This is a genomic window from Janibacter zhangyanbonis (assembly GCF_050507325.1).
Lineage (GTDB): Bacteria > Actinomycetota > Actinomycetes > Actinomycetales > Dermatophilaceae > Janibacter.
The window spans coordinates 2,922,468-2,936,460 of record NZ_CP191481.1 but is presented as its reverse complement, the minus strand read 5'-3'; the positions used below and the strand labels follow the sequence as shown (position 1 = coordinate 2,936,460).

At 70.9% G+C, this 13,993-nt stretch carries 14 protein-coding genes; 6 read left to right on the top strand and 8 right to left on the bottom strand.

Annotation, left to right across the window (positions count from 1 at the left end):
• Positions 1-4 precede the first annotated feature (4 nt).
• From ACQBJO_RS14465 to ACQBJO_RS14450, 4 genes are all read left to right on the top strand, one after another.
• Positions 5-1,330 (top strand): acyl-CoA dehydrogenase family protein, encoded by a 1,326-nt coding sequence (locus ACQBJO_RS14465; protein WP_421009272.1) that lies wholly within the window; start codon positions 5-7, stop codon positions 1,328-1,330.
• A gap of 46 nt (positions 1,331-1,376) precedes the next feature.
• Positions 1,377-2,642 carry an acyl-CoA dehydrogenase family protein gene (locus ACQBJO_RS14460; protein ID WP_421009271.1) on the top strand — a complete coding sequence of 422 codons (1,266 nt, stop codon included), beginning with the start codon at positions 1,377-1,379 and terminating at the stop codon, positions 2,640-2,642.
• A gap of 80 nt (positions 2,643-2,722) precedes the next feature.
• Positions 2,723-3,517, top strand: a complete 795-nt coding sequence (locus tag ACQBJO_RS14455; protein ID WP_421009270.1) for a ParA family protein — start codon at positions 2,723-2,725, stop codon at positions 3,515-3,517.
• Positions 3,518-3,675: 158 nt separating this feature from the next.
• On the top strand, positions 3,676-5,421 hold the full coding sequence (locus tag ACQBJO_RS14450; protein WP_421009269.1) for a S8 family serine peptidase: 1,746 nt from the start codon (positions 3,676-3,678) through the stop codon (positions 5,419-5,421).
• 57 nt (positions 5,422-5,478) lie between these two features.
• Here ACQBJO_RS14450 and ACQBJO_RS14445 read toward each other — a convergent pair whose 3' ends face one another.
• The 4 genes from ACQBJO_RS14445 to icmF are packed head-to-tail and all read right to left on the bottom strand — an operon-like array spanning position 5,479 to position 10,199.
• Positions 5,479-6,234 carry a helical backbone metal receptor gene (locus ACQBJO_RS14445; RefSeq protein WP_421009268.1) on the bottom strand — a complete coding sequence of 252 codons (756 nt, stop codon included), beginning with the start codon at positions 6,232-6,234 and terminating at the stop codon, positions 5,479-5,481.
• Positions 6,234-6,551, bottom strand: coding sequence for a DUF202 domain-containing protein (locus tag ACQBJO_RS14440; RefSeq protein ID WP_421009267.1), 318 nt, complete (start codon positions 6,549-6,551; stop codon positions 6,234-6,236). The genes ACQBJO_RS14445 and ACQBJO_RS14440 overlap by 1 nt, the downstream gene beginning before the upstream one ends.
• A 2-nt stretch (positions 6,552-6,553) precedes the next feature.
• Positions 6,554-6,919, bottom strand: a complete 366-nt coding sequence (locus ACQBJO_RS14435; protein WP_421009266.1) for a YidH family protein — start codon at positions 6,917-6,919, stop codon at positions 6,554-6,556.
• A gap of 28 nt (positions 6,920-6,947) precedes the next feature.
• A complete protein-coding gene (gene icmF, locus ACQBJO_RS14430; RefSeq protein WP_421009265.1) occupies positions 6,948-10,199 on the bottom strand; it encodes a fused isobutyryl-CoA mutase/GTPase IcmF in 3,252 nt (1,083 codons plus the stop codon).
• 101 nt (positions 10,200-10,300) lie between these two features.
• Here icmF and ACQBJO_RS14425 point away from each other — a divergent pair, with 101 nt between their 5' ends.
• A complete protein-coding gene (locus ACQBJO_RS14425) occupies positions 10,301-10,624 on the top strand; it encodes a hypothetical protein (RefSeq protein ID WP_421009264.1) in 324 nt (107 codons plus the stop codon).
• A gap of 7 nt (positions 10,625-10,631) precedes the next feature.
• Here ACQBJO_RS14425 and ACQBJO_RS14420 read toward each other — a convergent pair whose 3' ends face one another.
• Positions 10,632-11,129 carry a MarR family winged helix-turn-helix transcriptional regulator gene (locus tag ACQBJO_RS14420; protein ID WP_421009263.1) on the bottom strand — a complete coding sequence of 166 codons (498 nt, stop codon included), beginning with the start codon at positions 11,127-11,129 and terminating at the stop codon, positions 10,632-10,634.
• A 109-nt stretch (positions 11,130-11,238) separates the two neighbouring features.
• On the opposite strand from ACQBJO_RS14420, the gene ACQBJO_RS14415 reads away from it, so the two are divergent.
• Entirely contained in the window at positions 11,239-11,835 is a 597-nt protein-coding gene (locus tag ACQBJO_RS14415) for a superoxide dismutase (protein WP_255184429.1), read from the top strand.
• Positions 11,836-11,932: 97 nt separating this feature from the next.
• Here ACQBJO_RS14415 and ACQBJO_RS14410 read toward each other — a convergent pair whose 3' ends face one another.
• Genes ACQBJO_RS14410 through ACQBJO_RS14400 form a run of 3 tightly spaced genes read right to left on the bottom strand, consistent with a single transcriptional unit; the run spans position 11,933 to position 13,955 of the window.
• Complete coding sequence (locus tag ACQBJO_RS14410) at positions 11,933-12,289, bottom strand: fluoride efflux transporter FluC (protein WP_421009154.1); 357 nt, start codon at positions 12,287-12,289, stop codon at positions 11,933-11,935.
• Entirely contained in the window at positions 12,286-12,741 is a 456-nt protein-coding gene (locus ACQBJO_RS14405) for a fluoride efflux transporter FluC (protein ID WP_421009153.1), read from the bottom strand. The genes ACQBJO_RS14410 and ACQBJO_RS14405 overlap by 4 nt, the downstream gene beginning before the upstream one ends.
• A complete protein-coding gene (locus ACQBJO_RS14400; protein WP_421009152.1) occupies positions 12,738-13,955 on the bottom strand; it encodes a pyridoxal phosphate-dependent aminotransferase in 1,218 nt (405 codons plus the stop codon). Before ACQBJO_RS14400 ends, ACQBJO_RS14405 begins: the two co-directional genes overlap by 4 nt.
• Positions 13,956-13,993 lie beyond the last annotated feature (38 nt).

Below are 13,993 nucleotides of genomic sequence, written 5' to 3'. Positions count from 1 at the left end.
CCACATGGCTTCCAGCGAAACGACGTCCTTGGCCGACAAGGGCCAGCGGCTCGGTCTGCGGCTCATCGCCAAGGCCGGCGGTCTTCCGGGGCTCAAGGACAAGGAGGTGCGGGCCAAGGTCGAGCGCTACCTCTACAGGGGCGCCGTCACCGGCTTCAAGGCGCAGACGGCCGCCGGGCGCGCCTTCGACAAGAAGAAGGGCTCGGGCGACCCGGCCCGCGCGGCGACGGCCAAGCCCAAGCCGCTCTTCGACCTCACGCCCTCCGAGGACCAGCAGATGATCCAGGGGGTCGCGCGCGAGCTGGCCGACGAGGTCATCCGCCCCGCCGCCGCCACCGCCGACGCCGAGCGCACCGTCCCCGCCGAGGTCCGCTCCGCGGCCGCCGACATGGGCCTGCACCTCGTCGGCGTCCCCGCCGAGCTCGAGGGCATCGCCGAGGAGCGCTCCGCCGTCACGGCGGCGATCGTCCTCGAGGAGCTCGCCCGCGGCGACATGGGCATCGCCGCGTCGATCATGGCGCCGGCCGCCGTCGCCACCGCCATCGCCGCCTACGGCGACGCCGACCAGCAGGCCACCTACCTGCCGGAGTTCACCGGCGAGACCCCGCCGACCGCGGCCCTGGCCCTGCACGAGCCCCAGCCGCTCTTCGACCCCTTCGCCCTGCGCACCACGGGCAAGGTCGAGGGCGACGTGATCGTCCTCGACGGCGTCAAGGCGATCGTCCCGGGCGCGCAGGAGGCCGACCTCTTCATCGTCTCGGCGGCGATCGACGGCCAGTCGCGGCTCGTCATCGTCAAGCCGGGCACCGAGGGCGTGAAGACCGAGGACGACCCGGCCATGGGTGTCCGCGCGGCGAAGACCGCCCGCCTCCACCTCGAGGGTGTCCGCGTCGCCAAGGCCGACCTGCTCGGCACGGCCGAGGATCACGCCGACGCCGTGCGTCGCGCCCGTCTGGCCTGGGCGGCCGCTGCCGTCGGCACCTCGCAGGCCGTCCTCGACCACGTGAGCGAGTACGTCAAGGAGCGCAAGGCCTTCGGCGAGCCGATCGGCTACCGCCAGGCCGTCGCCTTCACGGTCTCCGACATCGCCATCGAGCTCGCCGGCCTGCGCCTCGTCGTGTGGAAGGCCGCCGCCCGGCTCGACCGCGGCGAGGACGCCTCCGCCGAGATCGCCCAGGCGCGCAACCTCGTCTCGCGTCACGCGACCTGGATCGGCTCGAGCGGCGTGCAGCTGCTCGGTGGCCACGGCTTCGTCAAGGAGTTCGACAACGAGCGCTGGTACCGCGACCTGCGGGGCGCCGGAGTCCTCGAGGGCACGCTGCTCGTCTGAGCCGCGCCCCCCTTCCTCTTATCTACCTGACACGAAGGACACGATCATGATCGACCTCGAGGTTCCCAAGAAGTTCCGCCCGCTCATCTCCCAGGCCCGCGGTATGGCCGAGGAGGTCTTCTGGCCCATCTCCCGCAAGTACGACCGCGCGGAGCACGAGTACCCCGCCGAGCTCGACCTCGTCTCGGCCGTCATCGACGGCATGTCCGACGGGGGCGCCGGCCAGGGTGCCGGTGCGTCCTCCTCGACCCGAGCCAAGGACGACGGCGCGGAGGAGGGCGACGTCGCAGCCGTCGGCTCCGGCCGCAGCTCGAAGAAGGGCCCCAAGGACAACAAGAACGGCTCCAACCTCTCTTCGGTGCTCTCGATCCTCGAGACCTGCCGCGGTGACGTGGGCCTGACCCTGTCGATCCCGCGCCAGGGCCTGGGCAATGCCGCCATCGCCGCCGTCGCCAACGACGAGCAGAAGGCGCGCTACGCCGGCAAGTGGGCCGCGATGGCCATTACCGAGCCCGATGTCGGCTCGGACTCCGGCGCCATCCGCACGACCGCGGTCAAGGACGGCGACGAGTACGTCCTCAACGGCGAGAAGATCTTCGTCACCTCCGGTGAGCGGGCCGAGCTCGTCGTCGTCTGGGCGACCCTCGACCGCAGCCTCGGCAAGACGGCGATCAAGTCCTTCGTCGTGCGCCGTGACAACCCCGGTCTGCAGCTGGCCCGCCTCGAGCACAAGCTCGGCATCCGGGCCTCCGACACCGCGGCCTTCGTCCTCGACAACTGCCGCGTGCCGGCGGAGGACCTCCTGGGGGACCCGGAGATCAAGATCGAGGGCGGCTTCGGCGGCGCCATGCAGACCTTCGACAACACGCGCCCGCTCGTTGCGTCGATGGCCCTGGGCCTGACCCGGGCGTCGCTCGACACGACCACCGAGCTGCTCAAGGAGTCGGGCATCGAGGTCGACTGGGACCGGCCGGCCAACGTGCAGTCCGCCGCGGCGGCGAAGCTCATCGAGCTCGAGGCCGACTACCAGAGCGCCTACCTGCTCACCCTGCGCGCGGCGTGGATGGCCGACAACGGCAAGCCCAACTCGATGGAGGCCTCGATGGCCAAGGCGAAGGCGGGGCGCACCTGCGTCAACGTCTCGCTCGCGTGCGTCGAGCTGGCCGGTGCCACCGGCTACGCCGAGACGCACCTGCTCGAGAAGTGGGCCCGCGACTCCAAGATCCTCGACATCTTCGAGGGGACGCAGCAGATCCAGCTGCTCGTCGTCGCCCGCCGGATCCTCGGCTACTCCAGCAAGGAGCTCAAGTAATCTCATTGCCGTAGGGCAATGCAGCCGCGCCCCCTTCGTCCCACCCCGGACGAAGGGGGCGCGGCATTTATCATCGGGACGTGGTCGTCATCGCGGTGTGCAGCCTCAAGGGGGGAGTGGGCAAGACCTCCGTGACCCTGGGGCTCGCGGCGGCAGCGCGGCACGCGGGCCTGCGCACCCTTGTCGTCGACCTCGACCCGCAGGGCGACTCGACGACCGGTCTCGACGTCGACGGAGAGGTCGCCTCGACCAGCGCACTGGTCGTCGAGGAGCCGCGCCGGCGCAACCTGCGTGCCGCCACGCTCCGCAGCCACTGGAGCGACGGTGACCACGCCCCCATCGACGTCGTCGTCGGCGGCGACGACCTGGCCCGCATGGACCGCACCGACCTCTCGTCGCGGCGGCTGACCTCTCTTCGCACGGTGCTGGCGAAGGTCGAGGCGGACCACGACCTCGTCCTCGTCGACTGCCCGCCCTCGCTCGGCGGGCTGACCCGCATCGGGCTGACGGCCGCCGACCGGGCGATCATCGTCACCGAGCCGGGGGTCTTCGCCATCGCGGCGGCCGACCGCGCGCTGCGGGCGGTGCACGAGGTGCGCTCGACGCTCAACCCGCGGCTGCAGCCGCTCGGCATCGTCGTCAACCGGGTGCGGTCCAACATCGGCGAGCACCGCTACCGGGTCGAGGAGCTGACCTCGCTCTTCGGGCCGCTCGTGCTCACCCAGCGCATCCCCGAGCGCACCTCCGTGCAGCGGGCGCAGGGCGCCCTCGTGCCGATCCACGCCCTGCGCAACCCCGGGGCCCGCGAGGTCGCGGCCCTCTTCGACGGCATCCTCGCGCACGCCCTGCGGGCGGCGCGCCGTCAGCGCGCCTGAGGCCGTTCGCAGCCGATCCACGAGACCGGCGTGGGCCGAGAGTCGCCCGTCAGGTGTCCGGCCAAATGACCACCTGCTCTTCGACCCATCAGGGTGATCCAGGTCATAAGGTGCCCGGTGGCGGGTCCCCGCCGCCATCCATCTCCGGGAGGAACCACATGCGACACCACCGCATGGCCGCGGTCCTGGGCGCCCTCGCGCTCGGCACGACCGGGCTGACCATGACTGCGAGCGCCACCGCAGCCCCCACCGCATCGACCGGCGCGACCGCGTCGACCACCGGTGCCGAGACCAGCTACGTCGTGCTCGCCGAGCGCGGCGGCAGCGCCAAGGCCATGGCGTCGAAGCTCGAGGCGGGCGGCGCGAAGATCGTCTCCGTCAACGACAAGGTCGGGATGGTCACCGTGACCTCGACCGACACCGCCTTCGCCGCCAAGGCGCGCGCGATGAAGGGCGTCTTCGGCGCCGCCGAGGAGGGCATCGTCGGCCGCGCCCCGCAGGACCGGGTGAAGAAGTCCGACACCGAGCGGCCGCGCGCCCAGGCCAAGGCCGAGGGCATGCGCTCCTCCGCCGCGGGCAAGGGCAACGGCAAGAAGGGCTCTGACCCGCTCGACGACAAGCTCTGGGGCATGGACATGATCCGTGCCGCCGAGGCGCAGAAGATCACGGCCGGCGACAAGCGGGTCAAGGTCGGTGTCATCGACACCGGCGTCGACGCGAGCCACCCGGACATCGCGCCGAACTTCGACCACAAGCTCTCGCGCAACTTCACGACCGACATCCCCGACATCGACGGGCCCTGCGAGGTCGAGTCCTGCGTCGACCCGGCGGACGTCGACAACGGTGGCCACGGCACGCACGTCGCCGGCACCATCGCCGCGGCGAAGAACGGCATCGGCGTCTCCGGTGTCGCGCCGGACGTCTCGATCGTCAACGTGCGCGCCGGTCAGGACGCGGGCTACTTCTTCGTCGGCCCCACGGTCAACGCCCTCACCTACTCGGCCGACGCCGGGCTCGACGTCGTCAACATGAGCTTCTACGTCGACCCGTGGGCCTACTACTGCCAGGGCGGTGCCCCCGAGGACAGCCCCGAGGAGGCCGCCGAGCAGGACATGATCATCGAGTCGATGTCGCGTGCGCTCAACTACGCGCACTCCAAGAACGTCACGATGGTTGGCGCCCTGGGCAACTCCGCGACGGACCTGGCCAACCCCGGGACCGACTCGGAGAGCCCCAACTACCCCGAGGGCAACGCCCACGACCGCACCATCGACAACTCGAGCTGCAAGGACCTGCCCGTCGAGGGCCCGCACGTCATTGGTGTCTCCTCCGTCGGCCCGTCGGAGCGCAAGTCCTACTTCTCCAACTACACGACCGACCTGACCTCCGACGAGATCGAGGTCAGCGCCCCCGGTGGTGACTCCCGCGAGTACTTCGGCACTCCGGACTACCGCAACCCCGCCAACCTGATCCTCTCCTCCGTGCCGGAGAACGTCGTCAAGTCCGAGGGCTCGGTCGACGAGGACGGCAACATCACCGAGGACGGCGAGGGCTACGTCTTCAAGGACTGCGGTGTCGTCAAGGGCACGGAGCAGTGCGGCTACTACGAGTACTACCAGGGCACGTCGATGGCCTCGCCGCACGCGGCGGGTGTCGCCTCCCTGATCGTCTCGCGCTACGGCAAGACCGACGGCAAGGCCGGCTTCGGTCTCTCGGCCGACACCACCCGTGAGGTGCTCATGGGCACGGCCCGCGACAAGGCCTGCCCCGAGCCGCGTACCTTCGTCTACCCCGGCCTCCCGGCGGACTACACCGCCACCTGCGTCGGTGACGAGGACTTCAACGGCTTCTACGGCGACGGCATCATCGATGCCTACGCCGCCGTCGCCGCCAAGAAGCTCTGACGAGCGCATTTCACGCGAAGGGGGGTCGGTCACCGCGAGGTGACCGGCCCCCCTTCGTCATGGGGCCAGGACCTCGTGGGCCTCGACCATCGCCGGCCCGTACCAGGTGAGCAGCCGGCCGCTGACGAGCCGGGTCGGGACCCGGGTGAAGGCCTCCGGCCCGTCGTCGGCGGTGAACTCGTAGGGCTCGTCGGGCAGGAGCGCGAGGTCGACGCCGGGGCGGTCGAGGTCGGCGAGGTCGACGTGCGGGTAGCGGTCGTCCGGGTCGGCGTCGGGGCCGGCGAGGGCATTGGTCCAGCCGATCCGCGTCAGCAGGTCGCTCGTGTAGGTGCGCGGACCCACGGCCATCCACGGGTCGCGCCAGATGGGCACGACGACGGTGCCGCGGGCGGCGGGCGCCGGTGCGCCCCAGAGGTGCTCGGCGCGCTCCAGCCAGTCGGGGACCGGCTGCTGCAGGCCCTCGACCCACAGCCGGCGCATCGACGTCAGCGCCGACGGCACGTCCTCGATGTCGGTGACCCAGACGGTGACGCCGCGCTCGCGCAGGCGCCGCACGTCGAGCTCCCGGTTTTCCTCCTTGTTGGCGACGACGAGGTCGGGCGAGAGGTCGGCGACGGCGGTGAGGTCGGGGTTCTTCGTGCCGCGGACCCGGGCGACGTCGAGGTCGGCGGGGTGGGTGCACCAGTCGGTCGCGCCGACGAGCAGGTCGCGGCAGCTCGTCGCGATCGCCTCGGTGAGGCTCGGCACGAGCGAGACGACCCGCCGCGGGGGAGCGGTCAGGTCGGCGGTCGCACCCAGGTCGTCGAGCGGCATCACGGCACCACGAGGGCGAGCAGCTCAGTGGCCGCCATGCCGGCGATCGCCACGGCCAGGGCGAAGGGAGCCCGGCCGTCCCGTCGTCGGGAGGGCTCGGGCTGCGTCGAGTAGCGGGTGCGCCCGAGCACGAAGGCCGCGCCCGCCAGCGTGAGCGTGGCGATCATGATGACCAGCGCGGCCGGTCCCATCTGGTCAGTGGTGTGCCGGGCGATGACCGCGGCGCCGGCGACGGTCGTCAGCGAGGTGCGCTGCCACGACAGGGCGGTCCGCTCGGGCTGGGCGCCCTGCGGTGTCGCGCGCGCGAGCTCGCTCATCGTCAGCGGCCCGCGACGACGACGGCGAGGACGGCCGAGGCGGCGAGGACGATGCCGGTGATGATCGCCGCCGACACCCCGAGCGAAGGGAGCGGCTCCTCCCGTCGCATGGCCCGCTCGGCCATCGCCCACCGGGCGAAGGCGAGCAGCGGGCACAGCACGCCGAGGGTGAGGAGCATGGCGGCGAGGCCGCGGGTGACCGCCGAGGGGACCCCGAGGTCGATGACGTCGACGGCCACCCCGGCAGCCAGCAGCGCCAAGGTCGTGCGCAGCCAGGCGAGGAAGGTGCGCTCGTTGGCGAGGGAGAAGCGGTAGTCCGGGTCCTCCCCTTCGCCGTAGACGTATCCCGGCCAGCGATCAGAGCTCACGGTCGCAGGCTACCGAGGCGCTCGGGACTCACACGTTGCGGCGGTACTGGCCGCCCACCTCGAAGAAGGCGTCCGTGACCTGCTGCAGGGTGCACACCCGGGCGGCGTCCATGAGCACGGCGAAGACATTGGCGTCGGTCGTCGCGGCCTCCTTGAGACGCGCGATCGCCTCCTCGGCCTCCTCGCGGTGGGTCTCCTGGTAGGAGCGCACCCGCTGCAGCTGCGAGACCTTCTCGTCCTCGGTGGCGCGGGCGAGCTCGATCTCGTCGGGCTCTCCCTTCGCGCCGTCCTCACGCAGGAAGGTGTTGACGCCGACGATCGGCAGGGACCCGTCGTGCTTGCGGTGCTCGTAGAGCAGCGACTCGTCCTGGATGCGGCCGCGCTGGTAGCCGGTCTCCATGGCGCCGAGGACGCCGCCGCGGTCGTTGATCCGGTCGAACTCGGTGAGCACGGCCTCCTCGACGAGGTCGGTGAGCTCGTCGATGATGAAGGACCCCTGGAGCGGGTTCTCGTTCATCGACAGGCCCCACTCGCGGCTGATGATGAGCTGGATCGCCAGGGCCCGGCGCACCGACTCGGTCGACGGGGTCGTCACGGCCTCGTCATAGGCATTGGTGTGCAGGCTGTTGGCGTTGTCGTAGAGGGCGTTGAGCGCCTGCAGCGTCGTGCGGATGTCGTTGAAGTCCATCTCCTGCGCGTGCAGCGACCGGCCGCTGGTCTGGATGTGGTACTTCAGCTTCTGGCTGCGGTCGTTGGCGCCGTACTTCTCCTTCATGGCGACCGCCCAGATGCGGCGGGCGACGCGGCCGAGCACGGAGTACTCGGGGTCCATGCCCGAGGAGAAGAAGAAGGACAGGTTGGGGGCGAAGTCGTTGATGTCCATGCCCCGCGCGAGGTAGGCCTCGACGTAGGTGAAGCCGTTGGCCAGCGTGAAGGCGAGCTGGCTGATGGGGTTCGCCCCGGCCTCGGCGATGTGGTAGCCGGAGATGCTCACCGAGTAGAAGTTGCGCACCTGCTGCTCGATGAACCACTCCTGGATGTCGGCCATCATCCGCAGGCTGAACTCCGTGGAGAAGAGGCAGGTGTTCTGTCCCTGGTCCTCCTTGAGGATGTCGGCCTGGACCGTGCCGCGGACGTTGGCGAGCGCATGGGCGCGCAGCTCCTCGGCCTCGGCGCCGGAGGGCTCGCGGCCCTCGCGCTCGCGGAAGGCGTCGAGCTGCTGGTCGATCGCGGTGTTGAGGAAGAAGGCGAGGACGGTCGGGGCGGGGCCGTTGATCGTCATCGAGACGCTCGTCGTCGGCGAGACGAGATCGAAGCCGGAGTAGAGCGCCTTCATGTCGTCGAGAGTGGCGACGGAGACGCCCGAGGTGCCGACCTTGCCGTAGATGTCCGGGCGCTCGCCGGGGTCGCGCCCGTAGAGCGTCACGGAGTCGAAGGCGGTGGACAGGCGGGTGGCCGGCTGACCCTGCGACAGCAGCTTGAAGCGGCGGTTGGTGCGGAAGGGGTCGCCCTCGCCGGCGAACATGCGCGCCGGGTCCTCGTTGTCGCGCTTGAAGGGGAAGACGCCGGCGGTGTACGGGAAGGAGCCCGGGAGGTTCTCCGACCGCCAGAAGGTCACGAGGTCGCCGTGGTCGGTGTGCTTGGGCAGGGCGACGCGCGGGATCTTGTTGCCCGAGAGCGACTCCTTGGTCAGCTTGGTGTGCAGCTCCTTGCCGCGGATCGTCACGACCTGCTCGTCGCCGGAGTAGGACTCGACGACCGACGGCCAGCGCTCGATCTGGTCGGCGACCTCGGTCGGCAGCTCCTTGCGGGCGGCGTCGAGCAGCTCGTCGACGCCGTGGCCGTCCTTGCCTGCAGCGGTCAGCTCGTCGTCGACGGCGGCCAGGCGCTGCACGCGGCGGGCGCTCGCGGCGAGCTCCTCGGTGCGCTGGTGGTAGCCGCGGACCGTCTCGGTGATCTCGGCGAGGTAGCGCACCCGGGTGGCCGGGACGACCTGGCCGAAGCGGGTGGACTGCTTCGTGTCGACGGGCGCGAGCTGGCCCTCGTCGACGGGCAGCCCCTTGGCCGCGAGCAGGTCGCGCAGGTGCTGGTAGAGACCGGTCACGCCGTCGTCGTTGAAGGTCGCGGCGGAGGTGCCGAAGACCGGCATGTCCTCGGGACGCTGGCCGAAGGCCTCACGGTTGCGCACGAGCTGGCGGCCGACGTCGCGCAGCGCGTCGGCGGCACCGCGACGCTCGAACTTGTTGATCGCCACGACCTCGGCGAAGTCGAGCATGTCGATCTTCTCGAGCTGGCTGGCCGCGCCGAACTCCGGCGTCATGACGTATATCGGCACGTCGACGAAGGGGACGATCGCGGCGTCGCCCTGACCGATGCCGGGCGTCTCCACGACGACGAGGTCGAAGCCCGCCGCCTTCGCGATGTCGATGACCGTCGACAGGGCCTCGGGCACCTCGCGGTCGCCACGGGTGGCCAGCGAGCGGAAGAAGACGGGGGAGGCGCCGGAGGTGCTCTCGCCCAGGGAGTTCATCCGGATGCGGTCGCCGAGCAGCGCGCCGCCGCCCTTGCGCCGGGTCGGGTCGACGGCGATGACGGCGATGCGCAGCTTGTCCTGCTGGTCGACGCGGAATCGGCGCACGAGCTCGTCGGTGAGCGAGGACTTGCCAGAGCCGCCGGTGCCGGTGAGGCCGAGGACGGGGGCGTGGGACTTCTGCGCCGCCTCGGCGATGCCGGCGAGGAAGGTCTCGTCGAGGTGACCGAGCTCCGCCCCGGAGATCGCGCGGGCGACCGCGGCGCGCTCGCCGGCGAGCACGGGCTCGAGGGCGACCGGGCCGCCCTCCCACACGTCGGTGTCGCAGTCGGAGATCAGCTGGTTGATCATCCCGGGCAGGCCGAGTCGCTGGCCGTCCTCGGGGGAGAAGATCGTCACGCCGGCCTCGCGCAACCGGGCGATCTCCTCGGGGACGATGACGCCGCCGCCACCGCCGAAGACCTTGACGTGGCCGGCGCCCTGCTCCCGCAGCAGCTGGGTGAGGTACTCGAAGTACTCGACGTGCCCGCCCTGGTAGGACGAGACGGCGACGCCCTGCACGTCCTCGTCGATCGCCGCGTCGACGACCTCCTGGACGGAGCGGTTGTGCCCGAGGTGGACCACCTCGGCGCCCTGGCTCTGCATGATCCGGCGCATGATGTTGATCGACGCGTCGTGGCCGTCGAAAAGCGCGGAGGCGGTGACGAACCGGACCGGGTGGGTCGGGGTGTGCAGCTCGGGCGTGGACATGTCCTACCTCGTCGTCGAAGTGCGGGTTCACCCAAATGCTAGGACATCCAAGTATTTTTGGGAAACCCGCTCGACGTCCACGCGCTGGACGACCGCTCGCGGTGCTCGCCGTCGTGCTCTTCGTCGGCGGGCGAGCCGTCCTCGGTCTCGGCACCTCCTACGTCGTGCTCGCGCCCGAGGGACCGTCCGGGTGTCGGGTCGTCGTCGAGGGGTCGAGCTTCCTCGTGCTCGGCTCCGGCCGCGTGGGTGTCGCGGGGCGGCTCGGGCCGGTCCGTCTCCAGTCGGACTACACGGCCGACGACGGTGGTCGACCGGCGAGCCTGGGGGAGTACTCGGTCCGGTGGACGGGGCCGAGCGCCGTGGTCCTGCTCCACGGCAACGCCGGTCAGCCGGTCTGGCCGGCGCTGCACGAGGTCGCCTGCTGACGTCGGGTCAGCCCACCGTGTCCCCGTGCGCGGCGCGAAGGGAGGACAGCAGCGCCGTCGCCTGCCGCACCTCCGCCTCCGCCAGGCCGGGAGAGGAGAAGACCTGTGCGTTGAGGTCCTTCGTCGCGTCCTCGACGACGGCGCCCCCCTTCGCCGTGATCGAGGCCAGGACGACGCGACCGTCGTCGGGGCTCTGCCGGCGCTCGACCAGACCCTGCTTCTCGAGCCGGACCACGGCGCTCGTCACGCTCGTCGCGTGCACCTGCAGCAGCGACCCGAGCCGGCTCATCGGCATCTCGCGGCGCCGGCTGAAGGCGAGCAGCCGCAGGATCTCGAAGCGCGCGAAGGTCAGGTCGTGCGGTCGCAGCACCGCCTCGACCCGCTCGTGCACCAGCTGCTGCGCGCGGACCACCGAGGTGATCAGGGCCATGCCGTCCGCCGCGTCGGTCCACCCGTGCGTCACCCACTGGTCGTGGGCGGCGGCGATGGGGTCGCGATCGGTCATGGGCCCCGATCCTAGGCCGGTGACGGGTGAGGGTGCCCTTTCATGGACTCGTTCCAGACGACATGGAAGGGTAGGCAGGGCAAGCACATCCGCACGCATCGGAGGCCTCATGTACACCCTTCCCGATCTTCCCTACGACTACGGCGCCCTCGAGCCCGCCATGAGCGGCGAGATCCTCGAGCTGCACCACGACAAGCACCACGCGACCTACGTCAAGGGCGCCAACGACACCACCGAGAAGATCGCCGAGGCGCGTGACAAGGGTGACCTCTCCGGCATCGTCGGCCTCGAGAAGACCCTGGCCTTCAACGTCTCCGGTCACGTGCTGCACTCGATCTTCTGGGAGAACCTCTCCCCGGACGGTGGCGACAAGCCCGACGGCGCCCTCGGCACCGCGATCGACGAGCACTTCGGCTCCTTCGACAAGTTCCGCGCGCAGCTGACCGCCGCGACGCAGACGACGCAGGGCTCCGGCTGGGGCGTCCTCGCCTGGGAGCCGATCGGCAAGCGTCTCCTCGTCACGCAGGTCTACGACCACCACGGCAACGTCGCTGCCGGCATGACGCCGCTCCTGGCCTTCGACGCCTGGGAGCACGCTTACTACCTGCAGTACAAGAACGTGAAGCCGGACTACATCGAGAAGCTCTGGGACATCGTCAACTGGAACGACGTCTCCGCGCGCCTGGAGAAGGCCACCAAGGCCTGACCACCTCCGGCACTGTGCCCGGGTCCCGTCAGGGGCCCGGGCACAGCCATGTCCGGCCGCATGTCCTTGAGGTCGTGCGAAGGGGAGGCCCCGCACCTCACGCGGTGACGGCCCAGCCGAGCGAGACGAGCGCGAGGCCCAGGGCGAGGTTGAGCCCGAGGTCGGTCAGCGCGTGGCGGGTCCGGCCGGTCCGCAGGGCACTCGCCACCTCGACCGCGTGCGTGGCGAAGGTCGTGTAGGCCCCGCAGAAGCCGATGCCGACGAGCGGCAGCAGCCACCCCGGGGCGGCGCCGGAGGCGTGCCCCGCGGCCAGGCCCAGCACCAGCGACCCGGTGGCGTTGACGACGAGGACCGCTCCGGCGGTCGTGGCGCCCGCGTCGCGCAGCCGCTCGACGACGAGGTGCCGGCACAGTGCGCCCAGAGCGGCCCCGACGGCGACGAGCAGCGCGGTCACAGCTCCTCCTCGGCGACGGCCTCGTCGGCGAGAGCGTCACTGCCCCAGATACGGTCGCCGACGACCAGCCCCGCGACGGCAGCGCCGACGCCGAGCCCGATCGTCAGGACGAGGTAGCCGAGCAGCCCCCCGAGACCGTCGCCGGCCAGGGCATGCGTGTCGAGCGCGAAGCTCGAGTAGGTGGTCCACCCGCCGAGCAGCCCGACGGTGAGGAAGGGGCGCGCCAGCGGGTGCTGTGGCCCCGCCGCGAGCCACGCGACGAGCAGCCCCATCGCGAAGGCGCCGGTGACGTTGACCAGGAGCGTCGCCCAGTGCGACCCGCCGGACGCCAGACCGACGCCCCACCGGCCGAGCGACCCGACGACCCCGCCGGCGGCGACGGCGGCGACGGCGGCGAGGGTGGCCCCCTTCGAGGCTCCTGCGTCGTGCCCCGGGGCGACGCCCTGGCTCATGCGCGGATCGACTCGAGGTGCTCCGCGATCCGGCCGATCGCCTCGGTGAGCACGTCCTCGTCGGGCAGCGTCACGAGCCGGAAGTGGTCGGTGTCGGGCCAGTTGAAGCCGGTGCCGTGGGTGACGAGGATCTTCTTGGCGCGCAGCAGGTCGATGACGAAGGCCTCGTCGTCCTCGATCGGGTAGACCTCGGGGTCGAGCCGCGGGAAGCAGTAGAGCGCCCCGCGCGGCTCGACACAGCTGACGCCGGGGATCTCGTTGAGCAGGCGCGAGGCGAGCTTGATCTGGTCGTGGTAGCGACCGCCGGGGACGATGAGCTCGTTGATCGACTGGTAGCCACCGAGCGCGGTCTGGATCGCGTGCTGCGCGGGGACATTGGCGCACATGCGCATGTTGGACAGGAGCGTCAGGCCCTCGAGGAAGTCGGCCGCCTCGTGCTTGGGCCCGGAGATCATCACCCAGCCGGCGCGGTAGCCGCAGACCCGGTAGGCCTTGGACAGCCCGGAGAAGGTCAGGCAGAGCACGTCGTCGCCGGCGTACTCGGCCGCGTGGTGGTGGACCGCGTCGTCGAAGACGATCTTCTCGTAGATCTCGTCGGCCATGACGACGAGGTCGTGGCGCCGGGCGATGTCGATGAGGCCGCGGACGATCTCGGGCGAGTAGACCGCGCCGGTCGGGTTGTTGGGGTTGATGATGACGAGCGCCTGGGTGTGCTCGGTGATCTTCGACTCGATGTCGGCCAGGTCGGGGTTCCACCCGTTGTCCTCGTCGCACCGGTAGTGCACGGGGGTACCACCGGCGAGCGAGACCGCTCCGGTCCACAGCGGGTAGTCGGGGGCGGGCACGAGGATCTCGTTGCCGTCGTCGACGAAGGCCTGCAGCACCATCGAGATCAGCTCGGAGACGCCGTTGCCGATGTAGACGTCCTCGACGCTCGTCTCCTTGAGCCCGCGGGACTGGTAGTACTGCGCGACGGCGGTGCGCGCCGAGTAGATGCCCTTGCTGTCGACATAGCCCTGGGCGTCCGGCAGGTGCCGCGTCATGTCGGCGACGATCGCCTCCGGGGCCTCGAAGCCGAAGGGGGCGGTGTTGCCGATGTTGAGCTTGAGGATCTTGTGGCCCTCGGCCTCGAGGCGCTGGGCCTCGACGAGGATCGGGCCCCGCACGTCGTAGCGGACGTCCTTCAGCTTGCGGCTCTGGCGGATCTGGCGCATGGGTCGCAGTCTCTCAGGCTGGTGCGCGAGCGTGCGCG